An 18,758-nucleotide genomic window follows, 5' to 3' on the forward strand; every position below is an offset into this window, starting at 1 on the left:
ATGAAGTGCCGCTGCAGGAACACATAGAGGATCACCACCGGCAGCGCCACGATCACGGACGCGGCGGCGAGCAGGGAGAACTGGGTGGTGTGCTCGCCCTGGAAGAAGGCCAGACCGAGCGGCGCGGTGCGCTTGCTCTCGTCCGTGATCATGACCAGCGGGAGCAGGAACTCGTTCCACGTCCACATGAAGACGAGCATGGCCATCGTGAGCAGCGCCGGGCGCCCGGCCGGCACCAGGATCTGCCACAGCACCCGCCAGTCCGAGGCTCCGTCGAGCCGAGACGCCTCGATCACACTGGACGGCACCGAGCGGAAGAAGTTGCGCATCCAAAAGATGCCGAAGGCCAGGGACTGGGCAGTCTGCGGAAGGATCAGCGACCAGTACGAGTCGGTGAGCCCGAGGGACCGCAGGTTGAAGTAGAGCGGGATGACGAACGCCTCGGGCGGCACCATCAGGCCGACCAGCGTGATGTAGAAGAGCACCGAGCGGCCCGGGTAGCTGAAGTGCGCGAAGGAGTACCCGGCGAGGATCGCCAGGAACCCGGTGAGCAGCACCACGCTCACGGTAACCAGCACGCTGGACACGAGGTACGTGGCGAAGTGCCCCTCGGACCACGCTGCGGAGAAGTTGCTCGAGTCGAGACGGTTCGGCCAGCTGAACGACGCGGAGGCCTCACTGCGCGGGGTGAGCGCGGAGGTCAGCACCCCGATGAGGGGCATTGTCGCGAGCGCGGCGAAGACGATGAGGATCGCGTAGCTGAGAGCGCGTTCGCGCCGGGAGATCACCGGTCAGTCCTCCTTGGGCTGGAGTTTGGTGATCGCGTAGGTGACCAGGAGGATGATCAGCGTCAGGACCACGGCGATGGCGCAGGCCGAGCCGACCTGGCCGGTCTGGAAGGCGCGGTTGTACACCTCGAAGGCGGGCAGGCTGGTGGAGTCGCCGGGACCGCCATGGGTGGAGATGTACACCAGGTCGAACGTGCGCAGCGCGGCGATGACGGTGAGGGTGAGCGCCACGGTGATCTGGCCGCGCAGTCCGGGCAGTGTGACGGCGAAGAACTCCCGGACCGCTCCGGCGCCGTCCACCTTGGCGGCCTCGTAGAGTTCGCGCGGGATCTGGCCGATCCCGGAGATGAACAGCACGAGGCACAGGCCGATCTCCAGCCAGGTGCCGATGAGCCCGACGGCCGGCAGAGCGGTGCCGAAATCGCCGAGCCAGGCGCGGGTGACCGACTTCAGGCCGATGGCCCGCAGCAGGGTGTTGAGCACGCCGTCGGGCGCGTAGATGGCCGTCCACGCGGTGGCGGTGACGACCATGGCGACGATCTGGGGCAGGAAGATCACGGCCCGGAAGAAGGACGCGCCGCGCAGCCGTGCCGCGCGGGTGGTCACCCCCGCCAGCATCAGTGCCAGCGCAGTCGGGATGACGGCGAAGAAGAGGATGAGCACCAGGGAGTGGACGAAGCTCGCGCGCAGCTGCGGGCTCCGCGCGATCTCGGTGTAGTTGGCGAGACCGGCCCAGGTCGAGCCGGACAGGCCGTCCCAGTGGTACAGGGAGATCTGGACCAGCTGCCCTAGCGGGACCAGCAAGAAGGCGGCGAGGACGGTGAAGGCGGGAAGGAGGTAGAGGTATCCCTTCACCTGGGGCCGGCCGCGGCGCCCGGCCGGGCGCCGTCGGGGCGCTTCGGCCGGGCGCTTGTGCGCGGGTGTGCGGGGCGTGGTGACTGCCATGGTTCCGTTTCCGGTCGCGGGTCTACCGGCTCTGCTGGAAGGAGGAGTAGTCGGACTGGAGCTTCTCGCCGAACTTCTCCGGGCTCAGCTGGTCTGCCGTGACTTCCTGTACCGCGGCGGTGAGGGTGTCGTAGAAGGTCGGGGTGGAGTAGTCGAGGTACGGCAGCAGTCCGTCCTTCTGACTTACGGCCTTCCACTCCTTCAGGATGTCGGCATGGACCGTGCCCTCGGCGGGCTTCCATGACGGTGGCGGCAGCGCGGGGAGGTTGCCCTTGTCCGCGGAGACCTTCATGCCGCCTGTGTCGACCAGGAAGTTGACGTAGGCGGCGGCCACGTCGGGGTGCCGGGACTTGGACGTGACGGCCCACGCCAGCCCCTCGCCGCCCTGGGTGAGCGGGGTCGCGCCGGAGGACGGGGCCAGTGCGGTGAAGCCGACCTTCCCGGCACCCATCTTCTGCGCGAGGGTGGCCTGCTGCCAGGTGCCGTCCACCAGGAAGGCGGACTTGCCCGCGGCGAAGGCGGAAGCGGCCTGGTCGGCGCTCTGGCCATTGAAGCCGGAGGTCAGATAGCCCTTCTTGGCCCACTGCTGGAGGACCTGGGCGGCCTTCACGGTGCCGGAGCCGGTCCACGTGGCCTTGCCCTGGTCGAAGACGAGGTTGCGGACTTCGGCCTTGCCCGCGGTGAGGGCCTGTACGACGCCGAACAGGTGGATGCCGGGGCTCTTGTCGGAGTCGCCGTAGGAGACGGGCAGCAGGCCGGCGGCCTTGGCCTTGGCGAGCGCGCTCTGGAACTCGGCGAGTGTGGTCGGGGGCGCTATGCCGAGGGACTTCAGCTTGGCCTTGTTGTAGTAGACGCCGATGATCTCGCCGGTCTGGGAGACGCCGTACAGGTTGCCGGTCTTCCAGGTCTTGCCGTCGGCCGAGAACTTGTTGAGGTCGAGCAGCTGCTGGGGGTAGGCGGTGTTCCAGCCGTATACCTTGGCGTACCGGTCGACGGGCTGCAGCAGCTTGGCCTTCACGAAGGCGCCCATGTCGGGGTAGCCCTGGTTGGCCTGGATGGCGTCCGGCGGGTTGGCGGAGGACAGGGCGAGCTTGAGAGTCGTCTTGAGGTCGGAGAAGGACCGGGAGACGCGCTTGACCGTGACGTTCGGGTACTTCTTCATGAACGCCGCGTTGAGTGCCTTGGTCGAGGCGTCGGTGCCGACATCGGTGTTCTGGTCCCACACGGTGAGCGTGACCTTGCCGGCCTTGGCCGGGTCGGTGGAGACCGGGCTGGCGCTGTCCGGACTCTTCGACGAACCGCTGCCGCCGCCCGGTGCGCAGGCCGCAGCGGCGGTGAGACACGCGGCGGTGAGTACGGCCGCGGTGAGGCGACGATAACGTGTTTTGTCGCTCATGGGTGGTTCTCCTGTGCTCTTGTCCGCGGCAATGGGGAGCGGGGTGCGGGAGGGGGCGCGGGAAGCGGGGCGGGACGCCGGGGCACGTCGGGCACGCCGCACGTCGCCATAAAGTGCTCAACTATGAGCAGGAAGATTCGCTTATGACAAGAGTCAGTCAGCAAAGGACTTGTTTACTTTTCTCCGTGACCGAAGTCAGTCAAGCGGTGCTACTTTCAGCGCGTGACTTCGAGCAAACGGCACGCCAAGATCGTGAAATCCCTCCGGATGACGGGAGGCGTGGCCTCCGTACGCGAGCTGGCCGACCGGCTCCAGGTCAGCGAGTCGACGATCCGCCGCGACCTGACGCTGCTCGACCGTGACGGCGAGCTCATACGCACCTACGGCGGTGCCGCCCTGTCGCTGCGCGCCAGCGCGGAGGCCGCGGCGGAGAAACCCGACGACGAGGAGCCGTTCGACGTCTCGGCATCACACGACATGGCGATGAAGGAGGCCATGGCCACGCGCGCCGCGGAACTCGTCGTGGACGACAGCGTGGTCGTCCTGGACATCGGCACCAGCACCGCCATGATCGCCCGTCGGCTGCGCGGACGCCCAGTCACCGTGATCACCAGCAATGTGGCCGTACTGGACGAGCTGCGGGACGACGACACCGTACGGCTGGTCATGCTCGGCGGCGTACTGCGCCGCAACTACCAGTCCATGGTCGGCTCGCTCACTGAGACGGCCCTCCGGCAGATTAGCGCTGACCTGCTGTTTCTGAGCTGCACGGGCGTACGCCCCAGCGGCCACGTCGTGGACAACATGGCCGTCGAGGCGCCCATCAAGCAGGCCATGATCGAGGTCGCCGACAGCGTGGTGCTGGTGGCCACCAAGACCAAGTTCCCCGGTACGGGCAGCCTGCGCCTGTGCTCGCTCTCCGACGTCGACGTCCTCGTCACCACCGCCGACGCCGACCCCCAGACGCTGGACTTCTTCCGGCAGGCGGGCGGAAAAGTGATCACCGCATGAGGCCGCCCCAGCCGCCCGAGCGCGGTCCACCCGACCGCCATGCCCCTGAAAGCCACACCCGTGCCATCCCCTCTCCCCCACCCCCCCCCAAGGAGCAGTGCCGCTCACCACACAAGGAGTTCCCGACATGCACAGACGGGCCCGAAGAACATGGACCACCGCGATCGTCGCCACCTGCGGTGTGGTCCTGTCCCTACTCGCAACAGCCATACCGGCCCAGGGCGCTCCTCAGGCCGCCCCCACCGCACGCGCAAAGGCCTCCGCGGCCGTCGACGCGATGATGGGCTTCTATGACCAGGAGACCGGCCGCTGGAATCCCGAAGCCCCCTGGTGGCAGTCGGGGAACGCCCTCCAGGCGCTGCTGGACTACATGACGAAGACCGGCTCACGGAAATACCTGCCCGAGGTCAAGAACACCATCGCCGAACAGCGGAAGCCCCTGGAGTGGTGGCCGCAGGGCGGCGGCGAGTTCAGGGCCGACTCCACCGACGACACCGGCTGGTGGGCACTGGCCATGACCCGCATGTACGACCTGACGCGCGACAAGCAGTACCTGAACATCGCCAAGCTGGACGAGACCTACCTGCGCGACTACTGGGACGACACCTGTGGCGGCGGCATCTGGTGGGACATCCCGACCAAGACGTACAAGAACGCGATCAGCATCGAGCTGTACATCAAGGTCGCCGCATCCCTGCACAACCGGATCCCCGGCGACAAGGTGTACCTGAATCACGCCCTCGAAGCGTGGAACTGGTTCAAGAACAGCGGGATGATCAATAGCGATCACCTCGTCAACGACGGCCTGACCACACAGAGCGGTGGCTGCGCCAACAATGGCGGAACCACCTGGACCTACAACCAGGGGGTGGTCCTGGGCGGCCTCGTCGAGCTGTATAAGGCCACCGGTGACAAGAGCATGCTCACCACCGCGCGGCAGATCGCCGACGCCGTGATCGCCAGCCCGCTGCTCTCGCCGAAGGGCATCCTGACCGAACCCTGCGAGGCGGCCGGGAACTGCGAATTCGACGGGACGGCCTTCAAGGGCATCTTCGCGCGCAACCTCGGCGAACTCGACAATGCCCTCCCCCAGCATCCCTACCGGAACTACCTCAAGGCGCAGGCGGACTCCGCTTACGCCAACGACCGGAACAGCGAGAACCAGTACGGACAGAGCTGGGCAGGGCCGTTCGACCAGGCATCAATCGGCCGCCAGGAGTCGGCCGTATCGCTCCTGGTCTCCGTCCTCTGACCCGTGAATCCGCCCCGGCGCGGTCAGGTCAGGGCTGGTCCAAGGCCCGTTCGATCGCGCGGCGGGCCCGGCCCGCGGCCGCCCGGTCGTGCTGGAGCTGCATGGCCGCGTTCAGTGCCAGTCCGGCGGCGACGATCTCGAACAGCGCCTGGTCGATGTCGAACCCGGCGGGTAGCTCGCCGTTCTGCACTGCCGCGGTCAGATCCGCCCGCAGCTGTTCCCGCCAGCGCGACCACACCTCGGCCACCGCGTCGCGGACCCGGCCGGGGCGGCCGTCGTACTCGGTGAGCGCCGCGGTCATCAGGCAGCCGCCGGGAAGCAGTGGCGCTTCCAGATAACCCACGGAGTTGGCGCACACCGCGCGCAGCCGCCGCAGACCCGGCGGCTCGGCCAGTGCGGGCTCGACCACCCGACGCCAGAAGTCCACGAACGCCTTGTCCAGTGTGGAGATCTGCAGCGTCTCCCTGGTGATCGACTACGTGCGGGACCCCTCACCGCTGTTCACGGGGTGGAAGCCCGGCGAGTGGCTGGCAGCACCGAGCGGGAAGGCCGCCGCAGCGCTGGTCACCCACCTGCACCGGGACCACACCGACGCGCCCGCGCTCGCGGACGTGCTGACGCCGGGGGCGCCGGTGCTGCGACCGGCGCCCGGTCACGGCGACGACGTGGACAACGTGACGACGCTCCCGGCCGAGCGCGAGCTGGCCCTGCACCGGCTGGCCGCGGAGGTCGTGGATGCCTGGTCCACTCGCGAAATCGGGCCGTTCCGCGTCACCGCGGTCCCCTCCGTCGACGGGCTGGGCGACCCGCAGCTGAACTGGGTGGTGGAGGCCGACGGGCAGCGGGTATTCCACGGCGGCGACACGATGTTCCACGGCTACTGGTGGCTCATCGCGCGCCGATTCAGCCCGTTCGACGCGGTGTTCCTGCCCGCCAACGGCGCGGTGGTCGACGCGCCGCACCTGCAGCCGCCGAGCCCGCTGCCCGCCGCCATGGACCCGAGGCAGGCCGCTGCGGCCGCGGAGATCCTCGACGCCCGGTACGCAGTGCCGATCCACTATGAGCCGAAGCAGCCGGACAAGATCGCGGGCTACGTCGAGGCCTTTGACCCGGAGAATGAATTGCGCACGCACGCCGGACGACGCGCACACGTGCTGGCCGTCGGGGAATGGCTGAACCTGACCACATGACCGGAAACTCCGCCGTGCCCCTGACGAACCGCAACCCTCGGCTGCCGGCCCTCCCGCACGCAACGGAAAAGCGTTCGACCACCGGCCCCGGGGCGGGCGATGATTCGCGTTCGTGACGATGCCGAAGCAGCTCATGGTCCGGGCCGCCGCCCGCAACAACGCCGACTGGTGCGCAGCGATAAGTCGATCGCACGGCTTGCTCAGCGAGTTCGGGCTGCAGGCTTGGGCCGCCCCGGCCCGCACACCGCTGTACTACCCCGACGCGGTGACCCTGGTGCCGGGTGCCGATCCGACCGCGCTGATGGCCCGGATCGACACCACCGCGCCCGGCGCGTCCGTCAAGGACAGCTTCGCCGACCTCGACCTGGCGGAGTCCGGCTTCCGGGTGCTGTTCGAAGCGCAGTGGATCCACCGTCCGGCGAGTGCGCCCGCCATCGCGTCCGAGCTCGCCTGGGACGTGGCAGGCGACCCGGACACGCTGCGGGCCTGGGCGCTGGCCTGGGACGACGGGAACGGCAACGCGGACCTCATCCGGACCGAACTGCTCGACGAATCGGCCACGTTCGTGCTCGCCGGGCGGTCTCCTGAGGGGCGGGTGGTCGCCGGAGCGGTGGCGAGCCGCAGCGACGAGGTGGTCGGCATCTCCAACGTTTTCGCACTGGACGGTGGTCCGGACACGGCCTGGCCCGTCGTACTGGACGCGGCGTGCTCGCTGTTCCCCACCCTTCCGCTCGTCGGCTATGAGCACGGCGACGACCTCGCGGCCGCCGTGCACCACGGATTCGAGCCGATCGGCCCACTGCGGATCTGGCTGCACGATGAGAGCGGTTTCAGGGCCGTCCGAGCCGCACCAACTGATTCGCCTTCACGACCTCGAGGGATCCGACAGGACGACCGGCTCGCCGTGCCTCCATCCGGACTCGTAAGCCGCGATCCGGATGCGCAGCGATCTCGCCCGCTTTCGCGCCCGCGGCGTGCGCAGCCGGAGGTGAACCGCGCTCCATGCCCATCACGGGCTTGCTGCGCTCCGCTGACTGCCAGGTCTCCGTGGGCGAGGGAGACGGCGCCCTCCCGCCATCGGCGTCCGCCTCACCGCGCGGTGTATCCGCCGTCCGCGTAGACCTCCGAGCCGGTCATCAAGGTGGAATCGTCGCTGACCAGGAATGCGACGACGGCTGCGATCTCCTCCGCGCGGCCCAGTCGTCCGATGGGGGTGCCGTCCAGCATGGCCTCGTGGCGGGCCGTTCCCTCGTACCTCTCGAGGAGCTGCCGGGTTCCGATGAAGCCGGGGTGCAGGGAGTTGACGCGGACACCGGATGCCGCCCAGTGCAGCGCCGCGTTCTTGGTGAGCGTGCGAACGGCCCCTTTTGCCGCGTGGTAGGCCGCGCTGTTCCCCATGCCGCCCACCGTGCCGAGTATGGAGGAGAGGTTGACGATCGATCCGCCGCCCGAGGAGGCGATGAGCGGGCCGAGGTGTTTCATGCCGAGCCAGACCCCGGTGGAACCGATCGACATGACCGTCTCCCAGCGATCGACCGTCTCGTCCTCGACCGTGGCGATGCTGCCGATGGCAGCGTTGTTGACCAGCCCGTCCAGTCGGCCGTACTCACTCCGGACGAAGCTCGCCACGTCGGTCCACTGGGATTCCTCGGCCACGTCGAGCCGCGCCGTCACATGCCGTCCCGGCGTGCCGTCCAGCTCGGCGGCGAGGGCGGTGCACGCCTGCTCGTCGAGGTCGGTGAGCACCAGGTGGGCGCCCTCCTCCGCTAGTCTGGCGGCCGTGGCCGCTCCCAGCCCTCCGGTGGCGCCGGTCAGGCACACGACCTTGCCTTGGATGCGTTCGTCTACCGCTGACACGGCACCTCCCATTCATCGGGTCAGCCGAGGCTGACGAGCGTCTTTCCGGTCGTCCGGCCGGCGATCATCTCCGTCAGCGCGTGCGGAGCCGACTCCAGACCGGTGAACACGGTCTCGCGATACCGCAGGTCGCCGCTGCGGAGCCACTCGGTCATCCGGCGCCGCATCTGCCCCATGAGATGCAGGTTGCTGCTCCCCCGGAAGCCCTGGAGGGTGAGGTCCTTGGACACCGCGAGGAACAGGTTCCGCGGCCCGGCCGGGCCGGTCTCGTACTCCGAGATCGAGCCACACATCGCTACGCGCCCGCCCCTCCTCAGGTGTGACAGGGCGGCCTCGAGGTGGGTCCCCCCGACGGAGTCGAAATAGACGTCGATCCCGTCGGGCGCGATGTCGGCCAGCCGGGCTTCGAGGTTCCCTGACCGGTAGTTGAAGGCGTCGGCGCCCAGCCGGTCGCGCAGCCAGTCGACCTTGTCGTCTGTGCCCGCGCTGGCCACTACCCGGTTGCCCGTGAGGCGTGCGATCTGCACGGCCAAGCTGCCCACCGCCCCCGCGGCAGCCGAGACCCAGACCGTTTCCCCGCCTCGGAGCGCGTTCACGCGGTGCAGACCGGCGTAGGCCGTCAATCCCATACCGCCGAGCGGGCCGAGGTACCACCGCGGCTCGCATTCCTCGACATCCAGGCGTGTCAGGGTGCCGAGTCCGCTCAGCTGCTCGGCCCCCGCGTCCACGACGGCGTACTCGCGCCAGCCCTGGGCGTGCCACACGACGTCCCCCGGGGCGAAGTCCTCCGCCCGGGACTCCACCACCTCCCCCACGGTCATGATGCCGTCCATGGCGCGGCCGGGAGCGAAGGCGGCGAAATAGCCGGAGGGCGCGTCGGGACGCAGCCGGAGCCGAAGGCCGGGGTCCACCGATGTCCACGTGTTGCGCACCAGCACCTGCCCCGGCGCGGGGCGGGGCACGGGGACCTCGACCACCTCGAAGTCATCCGGGCTGACGCTGCTGGCCGGATACGTCCTGACCTGGATCTCCCGTCCGGTCCGCATCATGCCGGTACCACCGTGACGGGCGTCATGAGGCGTGCTGTCCGGCGCTCAGGTGGCGGCAGCCCTCGTGCATCAACATCGCTCCGGGATTCACGTCCTTCTCGCTGTTGTCGTTCATGCGCGGTCCATGCGCATGGATCGAACTACATTGAACCAATATCAGTTTGGTTTTGCCAGACGCAATGGCGAAGCGGATCTTCGCGGCATGCGGTGTCGTACAGCCGTGGCGATTTCGACGGCGGCCTCCCGCCCCTCGGCGATCGCGTGCGCGACACGGCGCGGAACCACGGCGTCGCCAACAGTCAGCACCAAAGGGGCGGCGCAGTCCAGGGCGCCGCGCGGGCGGCGCTCCCCCACCACGACGACACGGTCCGCGGGCACGGTGGTAGTCCGTCCGGAGGTGCGGTGAGCGACGGTGACGCCCCCGGGGCTGATACCGGTCGCCGTGCACAGCGGCAGGATGTCGAGTTCGCAGGTGCCCGACAGACGTTCCAGCAGTTGGACGCGGCTCTCGGGCGGGATCGCACCGGCGAAGGCCGTTCCCGGGGTGACGAAGGTGATACGGGAAACTCCCGCGGCTACGGCCAGTTCTACGGCGTCGCACCCTGGCCACCAGCCGAACCCGTCGTCGGCCACGAGCACATGGGCGGCACCTGCCAGCGACGGAACTCCCCGCGCCAGCGCGACCGACGAGGCCATGGCCCCGGTCTCCAGCAGCGGTGATGTCTCCTCCGCGCCCGTGGCGAGCACCACGGCGTCGAATCCTTCGAGGTCAGCGTCCGGCTCCACGGTCTGCCCGAGACGTACGTCGACACGCGCGGCGGCCAGCCCCCGTTCGTAGAAGCCGAGCAGCGCGGCCCAACCGGTGCGGTGGGGCGCCAGAGCCGCCGTGGCGAGCTGTCCGCCCAGCCGGTCGGCGGCCTCGTAGAGGACGACGTCCGCCACCCCGGCGTGGGCGAGACTCAGCGCGCACTCCAGGCCCGCGGGTCCCGCCCCCACGACGGCGACGCGCTGTGCGGTGGCGCGTGCCGGGTCCCACGATCGCACCAGAGGTGCGGCGGGCCGACGCCGTTCGCCGGACGGCGCGAGGTCCGGGTTGACCACGCACAGCAGCACCGGGTCGAACGTCCGGCAGTCCTCGTTGCAGGCCACGCAGGGCCGGACTTCCGTCGCACGTCCCGTGAGCACCTTGTGCGGCAGGTCCGGGTCCGCGATGAGTGCGCGCGCCATCCCCACCAGGTCGGCTCCGGCCGCCAGGGCGTCGCCGATCGAGGCCGCGGTGCGGAAGGCGTGGGACGCCACGAGCGGCCGGGTGACGAGTGGCCGCAGACGCGCCAGATCGTCCAGCACCGGGGGACGTTCGGTGGCCATGTCACGGACGTAGGTGGTCCGCACCCCGACGGTGACGTTGACGTAGTCGACCAGCGGATCCACGGCCGGCAGCAGCGCGGCCAGCTCGTCCGGCGTCAGCGCCACGTCTTCCGAGGCGTCGACGCTGAAACGGATGCCCAGCAGTGCGCCGTCCGACAGCCCGCGAATCGCGGCGATCACCCTTTCCAGTAGGTCGAGCCCGTCACGACGCGGGTTCGTGCGCGGCGAGAGAAACTGCTCCAGCAGATAGGCGTGAGCGGCGTGCAATTCGATGCCGTCGAACCCCGCCTCCAGAGCGTGGGCGGACGATACGCGGAACGCCTCCACCACCTCGTCGATCTCGCTGCCGAGCAGAGCGCGCGGCGCCGTCGGCTCACGGGGAGAGCGCACGGCCGCGGGGGCGACCGGTGCGTAGTACGACTGCGCACCGAGCGTCTCCCGGCCCAGATGAACAAGCTGGCAGACGGCGACCGCGCCTTCGGCGTGCATGGCCGCCACCCGCTCCCGCAGCGGACCCACCGCCTCCGGACGATGGAGCTGAAGGATGTTCCCCTGCCGCGGCGCGGACTCCGGCGCCACCGTCGTACCGCCGCAGACCAGCAGCGCCGCGCCACCGGCCGCCAGTCGGCCCCAATACTCGGCGTCGCCGCCCGTCGGCAGCCCGTCCCGTACGAAACCGCTGGCGTGGGCCGTGGCGACCAACCGGTTCCGCAGCGTCGACGAACCGATGACCAGCGGCGCGGCGGCCGCCGGAAGAGGTGATGCGGCCATGAGCCCTCCGGTATCGGTCATGATCGTGACTACGCTCGGGTGACGGCGCCATCGCCCGCGACGGGGTCGGCGCGGCGCCCGCGGATGAGGTCCGACAGCCGCTCCGCGGCGGCGATGGTCGGCAGGTTCGTGTTGGCCCGCGGCACTTCCGGGAACACGGAGGCGTCGGCTACCCAGAGCCCGTCGAGGCCGAGGACGCGGCCGGACGGATCGACCACCGCGCGGGGGTCGTCGGGCGCGCCCATGCGGCAGGTTCCGCAGATGTGGCCGGTGTCGCCGACGGTCTCCATCAGCCAGCGGTCGACCGCCGCGTCGTCGGACAACGCGTCGAGGCTCCGGCCGGTGATGTCGATGGCGATGTGCTCGAAGGCGGTGTCGAACGGTCCGCTGCGCAGCAACTCCACGCAGTGCTTGACGCCGTCACGCATCCGGACGAGGTCCGCGGGGGCGCTCAGCAGGTCCTGGTCCATCACCGGATGCACGTCGGGGTCCGCGGAGGCCAGGCGCAGCACGCCGCGCGAGAACTGCTGGTTCGCCCACAGACAGAGCAGGCCGGGACCGCCCGCGGCATGGCCGCCACCCGCGCCTCCCCAGGTTCCGCCGACGCCTTCCGCGACGAGATGGGAGTCGTTCGGGTTCGGCAGGGCGAGCGTCTGGTTGATCGAGGTGATCATCATGTCGTTCTCACCCGCTCCCGCCAGTCCGGAGGAGTAGCGCAGACAGCAGTTGGCGTGCCGGGCGTTGATGTCGGGCTGTTTTCCGGGCCGGGCGTACAGCCAGAACAGCGCCAGGGGGTGTTCCTGCATCCCCTCACCGACCGGGAGCGCCGCCACCGGGCCGTTCGGCCCGATGCCGGACCGCAGCAGGATCGCCGGGGAGTGCACCGCTCCGGCGCACAGGACGACGCCCTGGGCGCGGACTTCCGTCCAGTCGTTCCCCCGGCGCACTCGCACCCCCACGGCCCGGCCGCCCTCGATGAGCACCGTGTCCACCGTCGCGCCGCCGAACACCCGCAGATTGGGGCGCTGTCGGGCGGGCTCGAGATAACCGTCGTTGGTCGTGACGCGGGCACCGTCGCGGGAGCTGATGGCGTACGGCGAGACACCGGTGCCCGTGGGCCCGTTGTGGTCATCGCACCACGGGTGGCCCCGCCCCAGCGCGGCCTCTGCGAGTGCGTGGTCGGCGGGGCCCCAGTCCTCGCGGCCGAGCCGCTGTACCGGTATGGGCCCGCGATCGCCGTGGTGAGGGCGGTCACCGAAGTCCGCGTCGCTCTCCAGGCGTCGCAGGTACGGCACCATGTCCGCGTACGACCAGCCGGGACAGCCATACGCCGCCCACCGGTCGTAGTCGTCCGGCATGGCCCGGAAGGCGATCATGCCGTTGACCGACGACGAACCGCCGAGGCCCCGGCCGCGCACATGCGTCCGCGGCGCCTGGGCGCGGCTGCGCCGTGATGTGAGACCCGGCCACTGGAACTCCGCGCAGGCCGTCTCGTCCAGTGCCCGCCAGCCGTTCATACTGCGCAGCTGCGGTGGAGCGTCGGCGGACCGCCAGTCGCGTCCGGCCTCCAGCAGCACGACCTCGCTGGCCGGATCCTCGCTCAGCCGCGCCGCCAGCACGCTCCCGGCGCTGCCGCCGCCGACGACCAGCCAGTCGGCCTCCAGTGTTGGCGTCATGGTGCCCCCGCCTCCATCTACACGGTGGATTTCGTCGCCACGTCGAGCGATCGGTCGAGTGGGTCAGCCGTGCGGGCCGTCGTCCCACGGCGCCCCGCGCGCCGGATCGCGCGTGAACGACAGAAATTGAACTAACTTCAATTCTGCTAGGAGCGTACTGCCCGAACGGAACAGCGGCAAGGCTCATGACGGGAGTTGATATGACGCGACGAGGACCGCGAGCTGCGGTGCGCCCTGGACGAGAGGGCCCGGCGCGCCTCTACGGTCGGCTCGGCGCAGCGCCTCCACAGTGAAGGCCACCAGGTCGAGCGTCTCGGGCGACACGGCCTCGGCGGGCGCTCCCAGGGGCCGTCATGGTCGTTGTGGCTCCATGGGTGCCGCTGATTGAAACGGCGGGTGACACGACAACTGCCGGGCATCGCAATGCGGGATCAACAACTGACTCCTTGCCTTGCACATATGCAAGATCGCTGACCGGTGGTGGAATTTCGGCGGGGTGCGGTACCTGCCGGGAGATTTCGCACTCCGTCATGTCGGCCAGCAAGGACAAGCTCACCGTCCTGCCGCTGAACAATCCGCGTGTGCAGGAGTGGCGCCGACAGGCTTTCGGTGCGGACGCGCCCTTCGCCCCGACGCTCCTTCGAGTGCGTCAGCAGGACGGCGCCTCAGGCACCGATGACGTCACAGCCTGGACGTCCAGGCGCATGGCCGCTCCGCTCGTACGCCGCCTCGGCGTCCGGGCGACCGCGAGCGTACTCAGATCGATAGGCAGACTGCGCGAAGAAGTGCATGACCCCCTGGACAGCAGTCCCCACACCCCCGGACTCGATCGCAAAGCGTTTCTCCGGCTCGGCGTGGGCGCGGGGGTCGTGGGCGGCCTTCTCTTCATGGGCAAGGCTCCGGCTTTCGCCGAGCAGAGAAAATCCGCCGCGCGAGTGTGGGCGGCGAAGCACAGGCACGAGCTCCCCACGACGTACGCCGCAATCATGTCCTATGCCATCGACTACCGGCATGCGATTCTTCGAGAATTGCCGCTGGCGACCCGGGCAGCACTGTGGCGCGAACATGTCGCCCACTACAAGGCGTCCCTCCCCGCCCCGACATCCCGCCAGCGGCATGCCTTCGACCTGTTGGACCGGTACCTCGCGGACGACTCGGTCTTCGTCGTCAGTACCTCCGGGGAGCGGACCGAGTCGGAACGACGGGTGCGCCGCGAAGTCCGCGACGAACTGGAGAATTCACTCGGCGGAGACGAGGCGTACAGCCTGATCGGTTCTTGCGTCGCACGCACGCGGCCGAACGCTTCCGTCCTCGCGCCCGTATGCCAGTGCGCTGTCGGTGACGACTGGTGCAGCGTCGGCTACTGCAGGCGCTCGGGCTGCGTCGTCATCCGTGACGACTGCGGGTGGTTCGGTGCGGCGGATTGCGATGGCCTCTGCAACGCCTGATGCGCCCCCCGCGAACCGAGCACCATCACATCGGCGGGGCTCACTCTTCGGGCAAGGCCGCCGAACGGTAGCCAGTGATCTCGTCAGGCTTCACCAACCCGTCCTCGATCGCCCGGGCAGGCATGTCCGTCTTCGTCGGAGCCTCTCGCCCGACCTGCGCATACTTGACCCGGGCCCGTCGGATGTACATGTCCACGGTGTGCACGGACACTCCCATCCGCCGGGCCACCGACGCCTTCGACATGGACTGGAACCACCACAGGAGCGCGTTGCGCTCCTGTGGTGACAGCTGCGGGCGGCGCGGATGTGGCGCACCGAGCAGGATTCCGGCCGCCGTCGGGGTCACATACGGACGGTCGGCTGACGCCGCGAGCACGGTGCGCACCAGGTGCGCCCGGCCCTCGTTCTTGGCGACGAACTCACAAGCCCCCGCCTCCAGAGCCTCCCCCGATGATTCCGACCGAGACCCGTGCGGGCGTGCCCGCGGTCAGACGTTGCGCCGGTATTCGCCGCCGACCTCGAAGAAGGCCTCGGTGATCTGCTGCAGGGAGCAGACCCTGGCGGCGTCCATCAGCGCCGCGAAGACGTTGCGGCCGTTGGTGGCGGCTTCCTTGAGGGCGCCCAGGGCGGCGGGTGTCTGTTCGCGGTGGCGGTCCTGGAAGTCGTGGACGCGCTTCAGCTGGGACTGCTTCTCGTCCTCGGTGGCGCGGGCCAGCTCCACGGGCGCCTGACCCTGATCGGTGTCGGCGTCGGGGTGGCGGAAGGTGTTGACGCCGATGATGGGCAGGGTGCCGTCGTGTTTGCGCTGCTCGTAGAGCATGGACTCGTCCTGGATACGGCCGCGCTGGTAGCCGGTTTCCATGGCGCCGAGCACGCCTCCGCGCTCGCTGATCCGCTCGAACTCGCCCAGCACCGCCTCCTCCACGAGGTCGGTGAGCTGGTCGATGACGAAGGAGCCCTGCAGCGGGTTCTCGTTCATCGCCAGGCCCCACTCCCGGTTGATGATCAGCTGGATGGCCAGGGCGCGGCGCACCGAGTCCTCGGTGGGCGTGGTGACGGCCTCGTCGTAGGCGTTGGTGTGGAGGCTGTTGCAGTTGTCGTAGATGGCGATCAGCGCTTGCAAGGTGGTGCGGATGTCGTTGAAGTCCATCTCCTGGGCGTGCAGGGAGCGTCCGGAGGTCTGCACGTGGTACTTGAGCTTCTGGCTGCGCTCGTTCGCCCCGTAACGTTCCCGCATGGCCACCGCCCAGATGCGGCGGGCCACCCGGCCGAGCACCGAGTACTCCGGGTCCATGCCATTGGAGAAGAAGAACGACAGGTTGGGGGCGAAGTCGTCGATCCGCATGCCACGGGCGAGGTAGGCCTCGACGTAGGTGAAGCCGTTGGCGAGGGTGAAGGCGAGCTGGCTGATCGGATTGGCCCCGGCTTCGGCGATGTGGTATCCGGAGATGGACACGGAGTAGAAGTTGCGCACCTCCTTCTCGATGAACCACTCCTGGATGTCGGCCATCATCCGCAGGCTGAACTCGGTGGAGAACAGGCAGGTGTTCTGGCCCTGGTCCTCCTTGAGGATGTCGGCCTGCACCGTGCCACGGACACTGCGCAGCACATGGCCCCGGATCCGCTCCGCTTCCTCGGGGGTCGGCTCGCACCCGTGCTCGGCCGAATGGGCGTCGAGCTGCTGGTCGATCGCGGTGTTGAGGAAGAAGGCGAGGATGGTCGGCGCCGGCCCGTTGATCGTCATGGATACCGACGTGGTGGGCGCGGTCAGGTCGAAGCCGTCGTACAGCGCCTTCATGTCCTCCAGGGTTGCCACCGACACACCCGAGGTGCCCACCTTGCCGTAGATGTCGGGGCGCAGGCCCGGATCGCGGCCGTAGAGGGTGACCGAGTCGAAGGCGGTGGACAGCCGGGTGGCCTCGCTGTCCTCTGAGAGGTAATGGAAGCGGCGGTTGGTACGGAACGGATCGCCCTCACCGGCGAACATCCGCGCCGGGTCCTCGCCCTCCCGTTTGAACGGAAACACCCCGGCGGTGAACGGGAAGAACCCCGGAAGGTTCTCGGAGCGGAGGAATCGCAGCAGTTCTCCGTGGTCGGTGTAGCGCGGCAACGCCACCCGGGGGATCCGGCTGCCGGACAGTGACTCGCGCACCAGGGCGGTGCGCAGCTCGCGGTCGCGTATGGTCACGATCAGCTCGTCGCCGGAGTAGTCGCTCACGGTCTGCGCCCAGTCGGCCAGTTGCCTGCGCGCTTCCGGTGCGAAGACCTCCTCGGCGTCCTTCAGCAGCTTGTCGACGTCGTCGGTGTTCGCGCCGACCGCCGCCAGCTCGTCGCGGACGGCCGCCAGGCGCTGGATCCGGCGGGCTTGCCCGGCCAGGTCGTCGGTTCGCTCGTGATAGCCGCGCACCGTGTCGGCGATCTCCGCCAGGTAACGCACCCGGGACGGGGGCACGATCTGGGTGGCGCCGCTGGAGTGCCGCAGCGTCACCGTGGGAAGCGCTCCGGGCCCCACCGGCAGGCCGCGTTCGGCGAACAGGTCCCGCAGATGCTGGTAGAGCGCGGTGACCCCGTCATCGTTGAAGGTCGACGCGCTGGTTCCGAACACCGGCATGTCCTCCGGCCGCTGCCCGAACGCCTCGCGGTTGCGCACCAGTTGACGGCCCACGTCGCGCAGCGCGTCCTTGGCTCCGCGCCGCTCGAACTTGTTGATGGCCACCACGTCGGCGAAGTCGAGCATGTCGATCTTCTCCAGTTGGGAGGCCGCGCCGAACTCCGGCGTCATCACGTACAGCGACAGGTCCACGTACGGGACGATCGCGGCATCCCCCTGCCCGATACCCGGCGTCTCCACGATCACGAGGTCGAAACCGGCCGCCTGACAGGCCGCGATGGCATCCGCCAGGCCCTCGGGGACCTCGCGTCCGCCACGGGTGGCGAGCGAGCGGAAGAACACCGTGTCGCCGTCGAGGCAGTTCATCCGGATCCGGTCGCCCAACAGGGCCCCGCCACCGCGCCGCCGGGTCGGATCCACCGCCAGCACCGCCACCTTGAGCCTGCCGTCCTGGTCGATACGCAACCGGCGTACCAGCTCGTCGGTCAGCGAAGACTTCCCCGAGCCGCCGGTGCCGGTAATGCCGAGGACCGGTGTCCGGCGGGACGCCGCGGCTTCGCGCACGACGCGCAGCTCCGCGTCGGCCACCGTACCGGCCTCCAAACCGGTGATCAGCCGGGCCAGCGCCTGCCGCTCCCCCGCCAGCACCTGGTCCGGGGCGGCCGGGGCCAGATCCCACAGGGCGGTGTCACACGCCTCGACCATCGAGTTGATCATCCTGGCCAGGCCGAGGCGCTGACCATCCTCCGGGGAGAAGATCCGCACCCCGGCGCGGGCCAGCCGTGCGATCTCGTCCGCGACGATGACCCCGCCGCCCCCACCGAAGACCTTCACATGCCCGGCGCCACGCTCGCGGAGCAGCTCCACCAGGTACTCGAAGTACTCGACGTGTCCACCCTGGTAGGAGCTCACGGCCACGCCCTGGACGTCCTCCTCCAGCGCCGCCGTCACCACCTCGTCGACCGAGCGGTTGTGCCCGAGGTGCACCACCTCGGCCCCCTGGGACTGCAGGATGCGGCGCATGATGTTGATCGCCGCGTCGTGCCCGTCGAACAGGCTGGAGGCCGTGACGAACCGGACCGGGTGCTTCGCTCGGTAGAGGGGCTCGGTAGGGACGGCAGCAGACACGGTGTCCTCCAAGTGGCCGCCGACAGGCGGTACGGACCAGCGAGGTCGAGGTAATTACTCAACGTGATGTACTAGGAAGACCTAGTAAATCTGTTGACGGGAGGTCGCACAAGCCGAATCCGGTGTGCCCCTGCTCTCGTCAGCTCTTGCGGGCCTTGACCTCGTCGGTGAGCTGCGGGACGACCTCGAAGAGGTCGCCGACCACGCCGTAGTCGACCAGGTCGAAGATCGGGGCCTCGGCGTCCTTGTTGACGGCCACGATGGTCTT

General features: G+C 69.2%; 13 protein-coding genes and 3 pseudogenes. 5 read left to right on the plus strand and 11 right to left on the minus strand.

Annotated elements, in window-relative coordinates; all coding sequences use genetic code 11:
- The 3 genes from ACZ6CL_RS41295 to ACZ6CL_RS41305 form a co-directional block, all read right to left on the minus strand.
- The coding region (locus ACZ6CL_RS41295) for a carbohydrate ABC transporter permease (RefSeq protein ID WP_468946322.1) at nucleotides 1-788 on the minus strand (788 nt) is incomplete at its 3' end.
- A gap of 3 nt (nucleotides 789-791) precedes the next feature.
- Nucleotides 792-1,733, minus strand: coding sequence for a carbohydrate ABC transporter permease (locus ACZ6CL_RS41300; RefSeq protein WP_468946323.1), 942 nt, complete (start codon nucleotides 1,731-1,733; stop codon nucleotides 792-794).
- Between the two features lie 22 nt (nucleotides 1,734-1,755).
- Nucleotides 1,756-3,129: an extracellular solute-binding protein gene (locus ACZ6CL_RS41305; RefSeq protein WP_468946326.1), complete on the minus strand. Its 1,374-nt coding sequence runs from the start codon at nucleotides 3,127-3,129 to the stop codon at nucleotides 1,756-1,758.
- 222 nt (nucleotides 3,130-3,351) lie between these two features.
- Between ACZ6CL_RS41305 and ACZ6CL_RS41310 the strand changes: the two genes are divergently transcribed.
- Nucleotides 3,352-4,140 (plus strand): DeoR/GlpR family DNA-binding transcription regulator, encoded by a 789-nt coding sequence (locus tag ACZ6CL_RS41310; RefSeq protein ID WP_468946328.1) that lies wholly within the window; start codon nucleotides 3,352-3,354, stop codon nucleotides 4,138-4,140.
- Between the two features lie 127 nt (nucleotides 4,141-4,267).
- Nucleotides 4,268-5,392: a glycoside hydrolase family 76 protein gene (locus ACZ6CL_RS41315; protein WP_468946331.1), complete on the plus strand. Its 1,125-nt coding sequence runs from the start codon at nucleotides 4,268-4,270 to the stop codon at nucleotides 5,390-5,392.
- A 28-nt stretch (nucleotides 5,393-5,420) separates the two neighbouring features.
- Here the strand turns inward: ACZ6CL_RS41315 and ACZ6CL_RS41320 are convergent.
- A pseudogene (locus ACZ6CL_RS41320) lies at nucleotides 5,421-5,861 on the minus strand (TetR family transcriptional regulator C-terminal domain-containing protein); the annotation flags it as partial.
- Between ACZ6CL_RS41320 and ACZ6CL_RS41325 the strand changes: the two are divergent.
- Nucleotides 5,827-6,582, plus strand: a complete 756-nt coding sequence (locus ACZ6CL_RS41325; RefSeq protein ID WP_468946334.1) for an MBL fold metallo-hydrolase — start codon at nucleotides 5,827-5,829, stop codon at nucleotides 6,580-6,582. The pseudogene ACZ6CL_RS41320 and the gene ACZ6CL_RS41325 sit on opposite strands and share 35 nt — an antisense overlap.
- Nucleotides 6,583-6,700: 118 nt before the next feature.
- Nucleotides 6,701-7,399, plus strand: a pseudogene (locus ACZ6CL_RS41330) (hypothetical protein); the annotation flags it as partial.
- 272 nt (nucleotides 7,400-7,671) lie between these two features.
- Here ACZ6CL_RS41330 and ACZ6CL_RS41335 read toward each other — a convergent pair.
- From ACZ6CL_RS41335 to ACZ6CL_RS41350, 4 genes are all read right to left on the minus strand, one after another.
- Nucleotides 7,672-8,439, minus strand: a complete 768-nt coding sequence (locus ACZ6CL_RS41335; protein WP_468946336.1) for an SDR family NAD(P)-dependent oxidoreductase — start codon at nucleotides 8,437-8,439, stop codon at nucleotides 7,672-7,674.
- A gap of 20 nt (nucleotides 8,440-8,459) precedes the next feature.
- Nucleotides 8,460-9,488 (minus strand): NADP-dependent oxidoreductase, encoded by a 1,029-nt coding sequence (locus ACZ6CL_RS41340; RefSeq protein WP_468946339.1) that lies wholly within the window; start codon nucleotides 9,486-9,488, stop codon nucleotides 8,460-8,462.
- Between the two features lie 156 nt (nucleotides 9,489-9,644).
- On the minus strand, nucleotides 9,645-11,648 hold the full coding sequence (locus ACZ6CL_RS41345; RefSeq protein WP_468946340.1) for an oxidoreductase: 2,004 nt from the start codon (nucleotides 11,646-11,648) through the stop codon (nucleotides 9,645-9,647).
- Nucleotides 11,649-11,656: 8 nt separating this feature from the next.
- Nucleotides 11,657-13,303 (minus strand): GMC family oxidoreductase, encoded by a 1,647-nt coding sequence (locus ACZ6CL_RS41350; RefSeq protein WP_468946343.1) that lies wholly within the window; start codon nucleotides 13,301-13,303, stop codon nucleotides 11,657-11,659.
- 530 nt (nucleotides 13,304-13,833) lie between these two features.
- Here ACZ6CL_RS41350 and ACZ6CL_RS41355 point away from each other — a divergent pair.
- Nucleotides 13,834-14,751: a bacteriocin fulvocin C-related protein gene (locus ACZ6CL_RS41355; protein ID WP_468946344.1), complete on the plus strand. Its 918-nt coding sequence runs from the start codon at nucleotides 13,834-13,836 to the stop codon at nucleotides 14,749-14,751.
- 40 nt (nucleotides 14,752-14,791) lie between these two features.
- On the opposite strand, the gene ACZ6CL_RS41360 is transcribed toward ACZ6CL_RS41355, so the two are convergent.
- The 3 genes and pseudogenes from ACZ6CL_RS41360 to ACZ6CL_RS41370 all read right to left on the minus strand — a co-directional run.
- Nucleotides 14,792-15,097, minus strand: a complete 306-nt coding sequence (locus tag ACZ6CL_RS41360; protein WP_468946346.1) for a helix-turn-helix transcriptional regulator — start codon at nucleotides 15,095-15,097, stop codon at nucleotides 14,792-14,794.
- A gap of 141 nt (nucleotides 15,098-15,238) precedes the next feature.
- Nucleotides 15,239-18,490, minus strand: a complete 3,252-nt coding sequence (gene icmF / locus ACZ6CL_RS41365; protein WP_468946347.1) for a fused isobutyryl-CoA mutase/GTPase IcmF — start codon at nucleotides 18,488-18,490, stop codon at nucleotides 15,239-15,241.
- A 139-nt stretch (nucleotides 18,491-18,629) separates the two neighbouring features.
- Nucleotides 18,630-18,758, minus strand: a pseudogene (locus tag ACZ6CL_RS41370) (electron transfer flavoprotein subunit alpha/FixB family protein); the annotation flags it as partial.

The sequence above is a fragment of the Streptomyces sp. NPDC041200 genome (assembly GCF_055591805.1).

Bases quoted from the DNA above. Each gene is read 5' to 3' on its own strand.
- ACZ6CL_RS41300 (WP_468946323.1), bottom strand. From the start codon at position 1,733: ATGGCAGTCACCACGCCCCGCACACCCGCGCACAAGCGCCCGGCCGAA.
- ACZ6CL_RS41305 (WP_468946326.1), bottom strand. From the start codon at position 3,129: ATGAGCGACAAAACACGTTATCGTCGCCTCACCGCGGCCGTACTCACC.
- ACZ6CL_RS41315 (WP_468946331.1), top strand. From the start codon at position 4,268: ATGCACAGACGGGCCCGAAGAACATGGACCACCGCGATCGTCGCCACC.
- ACZ6CL_RS41340 (WP_468946339.1), bottom strand. From the start codon at position 9,488: ATGATGCGGACCGGACGGGAGATCCAGGTCAGGACGTATCCGGCCAGC.
- ACZ6CL_RS41345 (WP_468946340.1), bottom strand. From the start codon at position 11,648: ATGACCGATACCGGAGGGCTCATGGCCGCATCACCTCTTCCGGCGGCC.
- ACZ6CL_RS41350 (WP_468946343.1), bottom strand. From the start codon at position 13,303: ATGACGCCAACACTGGAGGCCGACTGGCTGGTCGTCGGCGGCGGCAGC.
- ACZ6CL_RS41355 (WP_468946344.1), top strand. From the start codon at position 13,834: ATGTCGGCCAGCAAGGACAAGCTCACCGTCCTGCCGCTGAACAATCCG.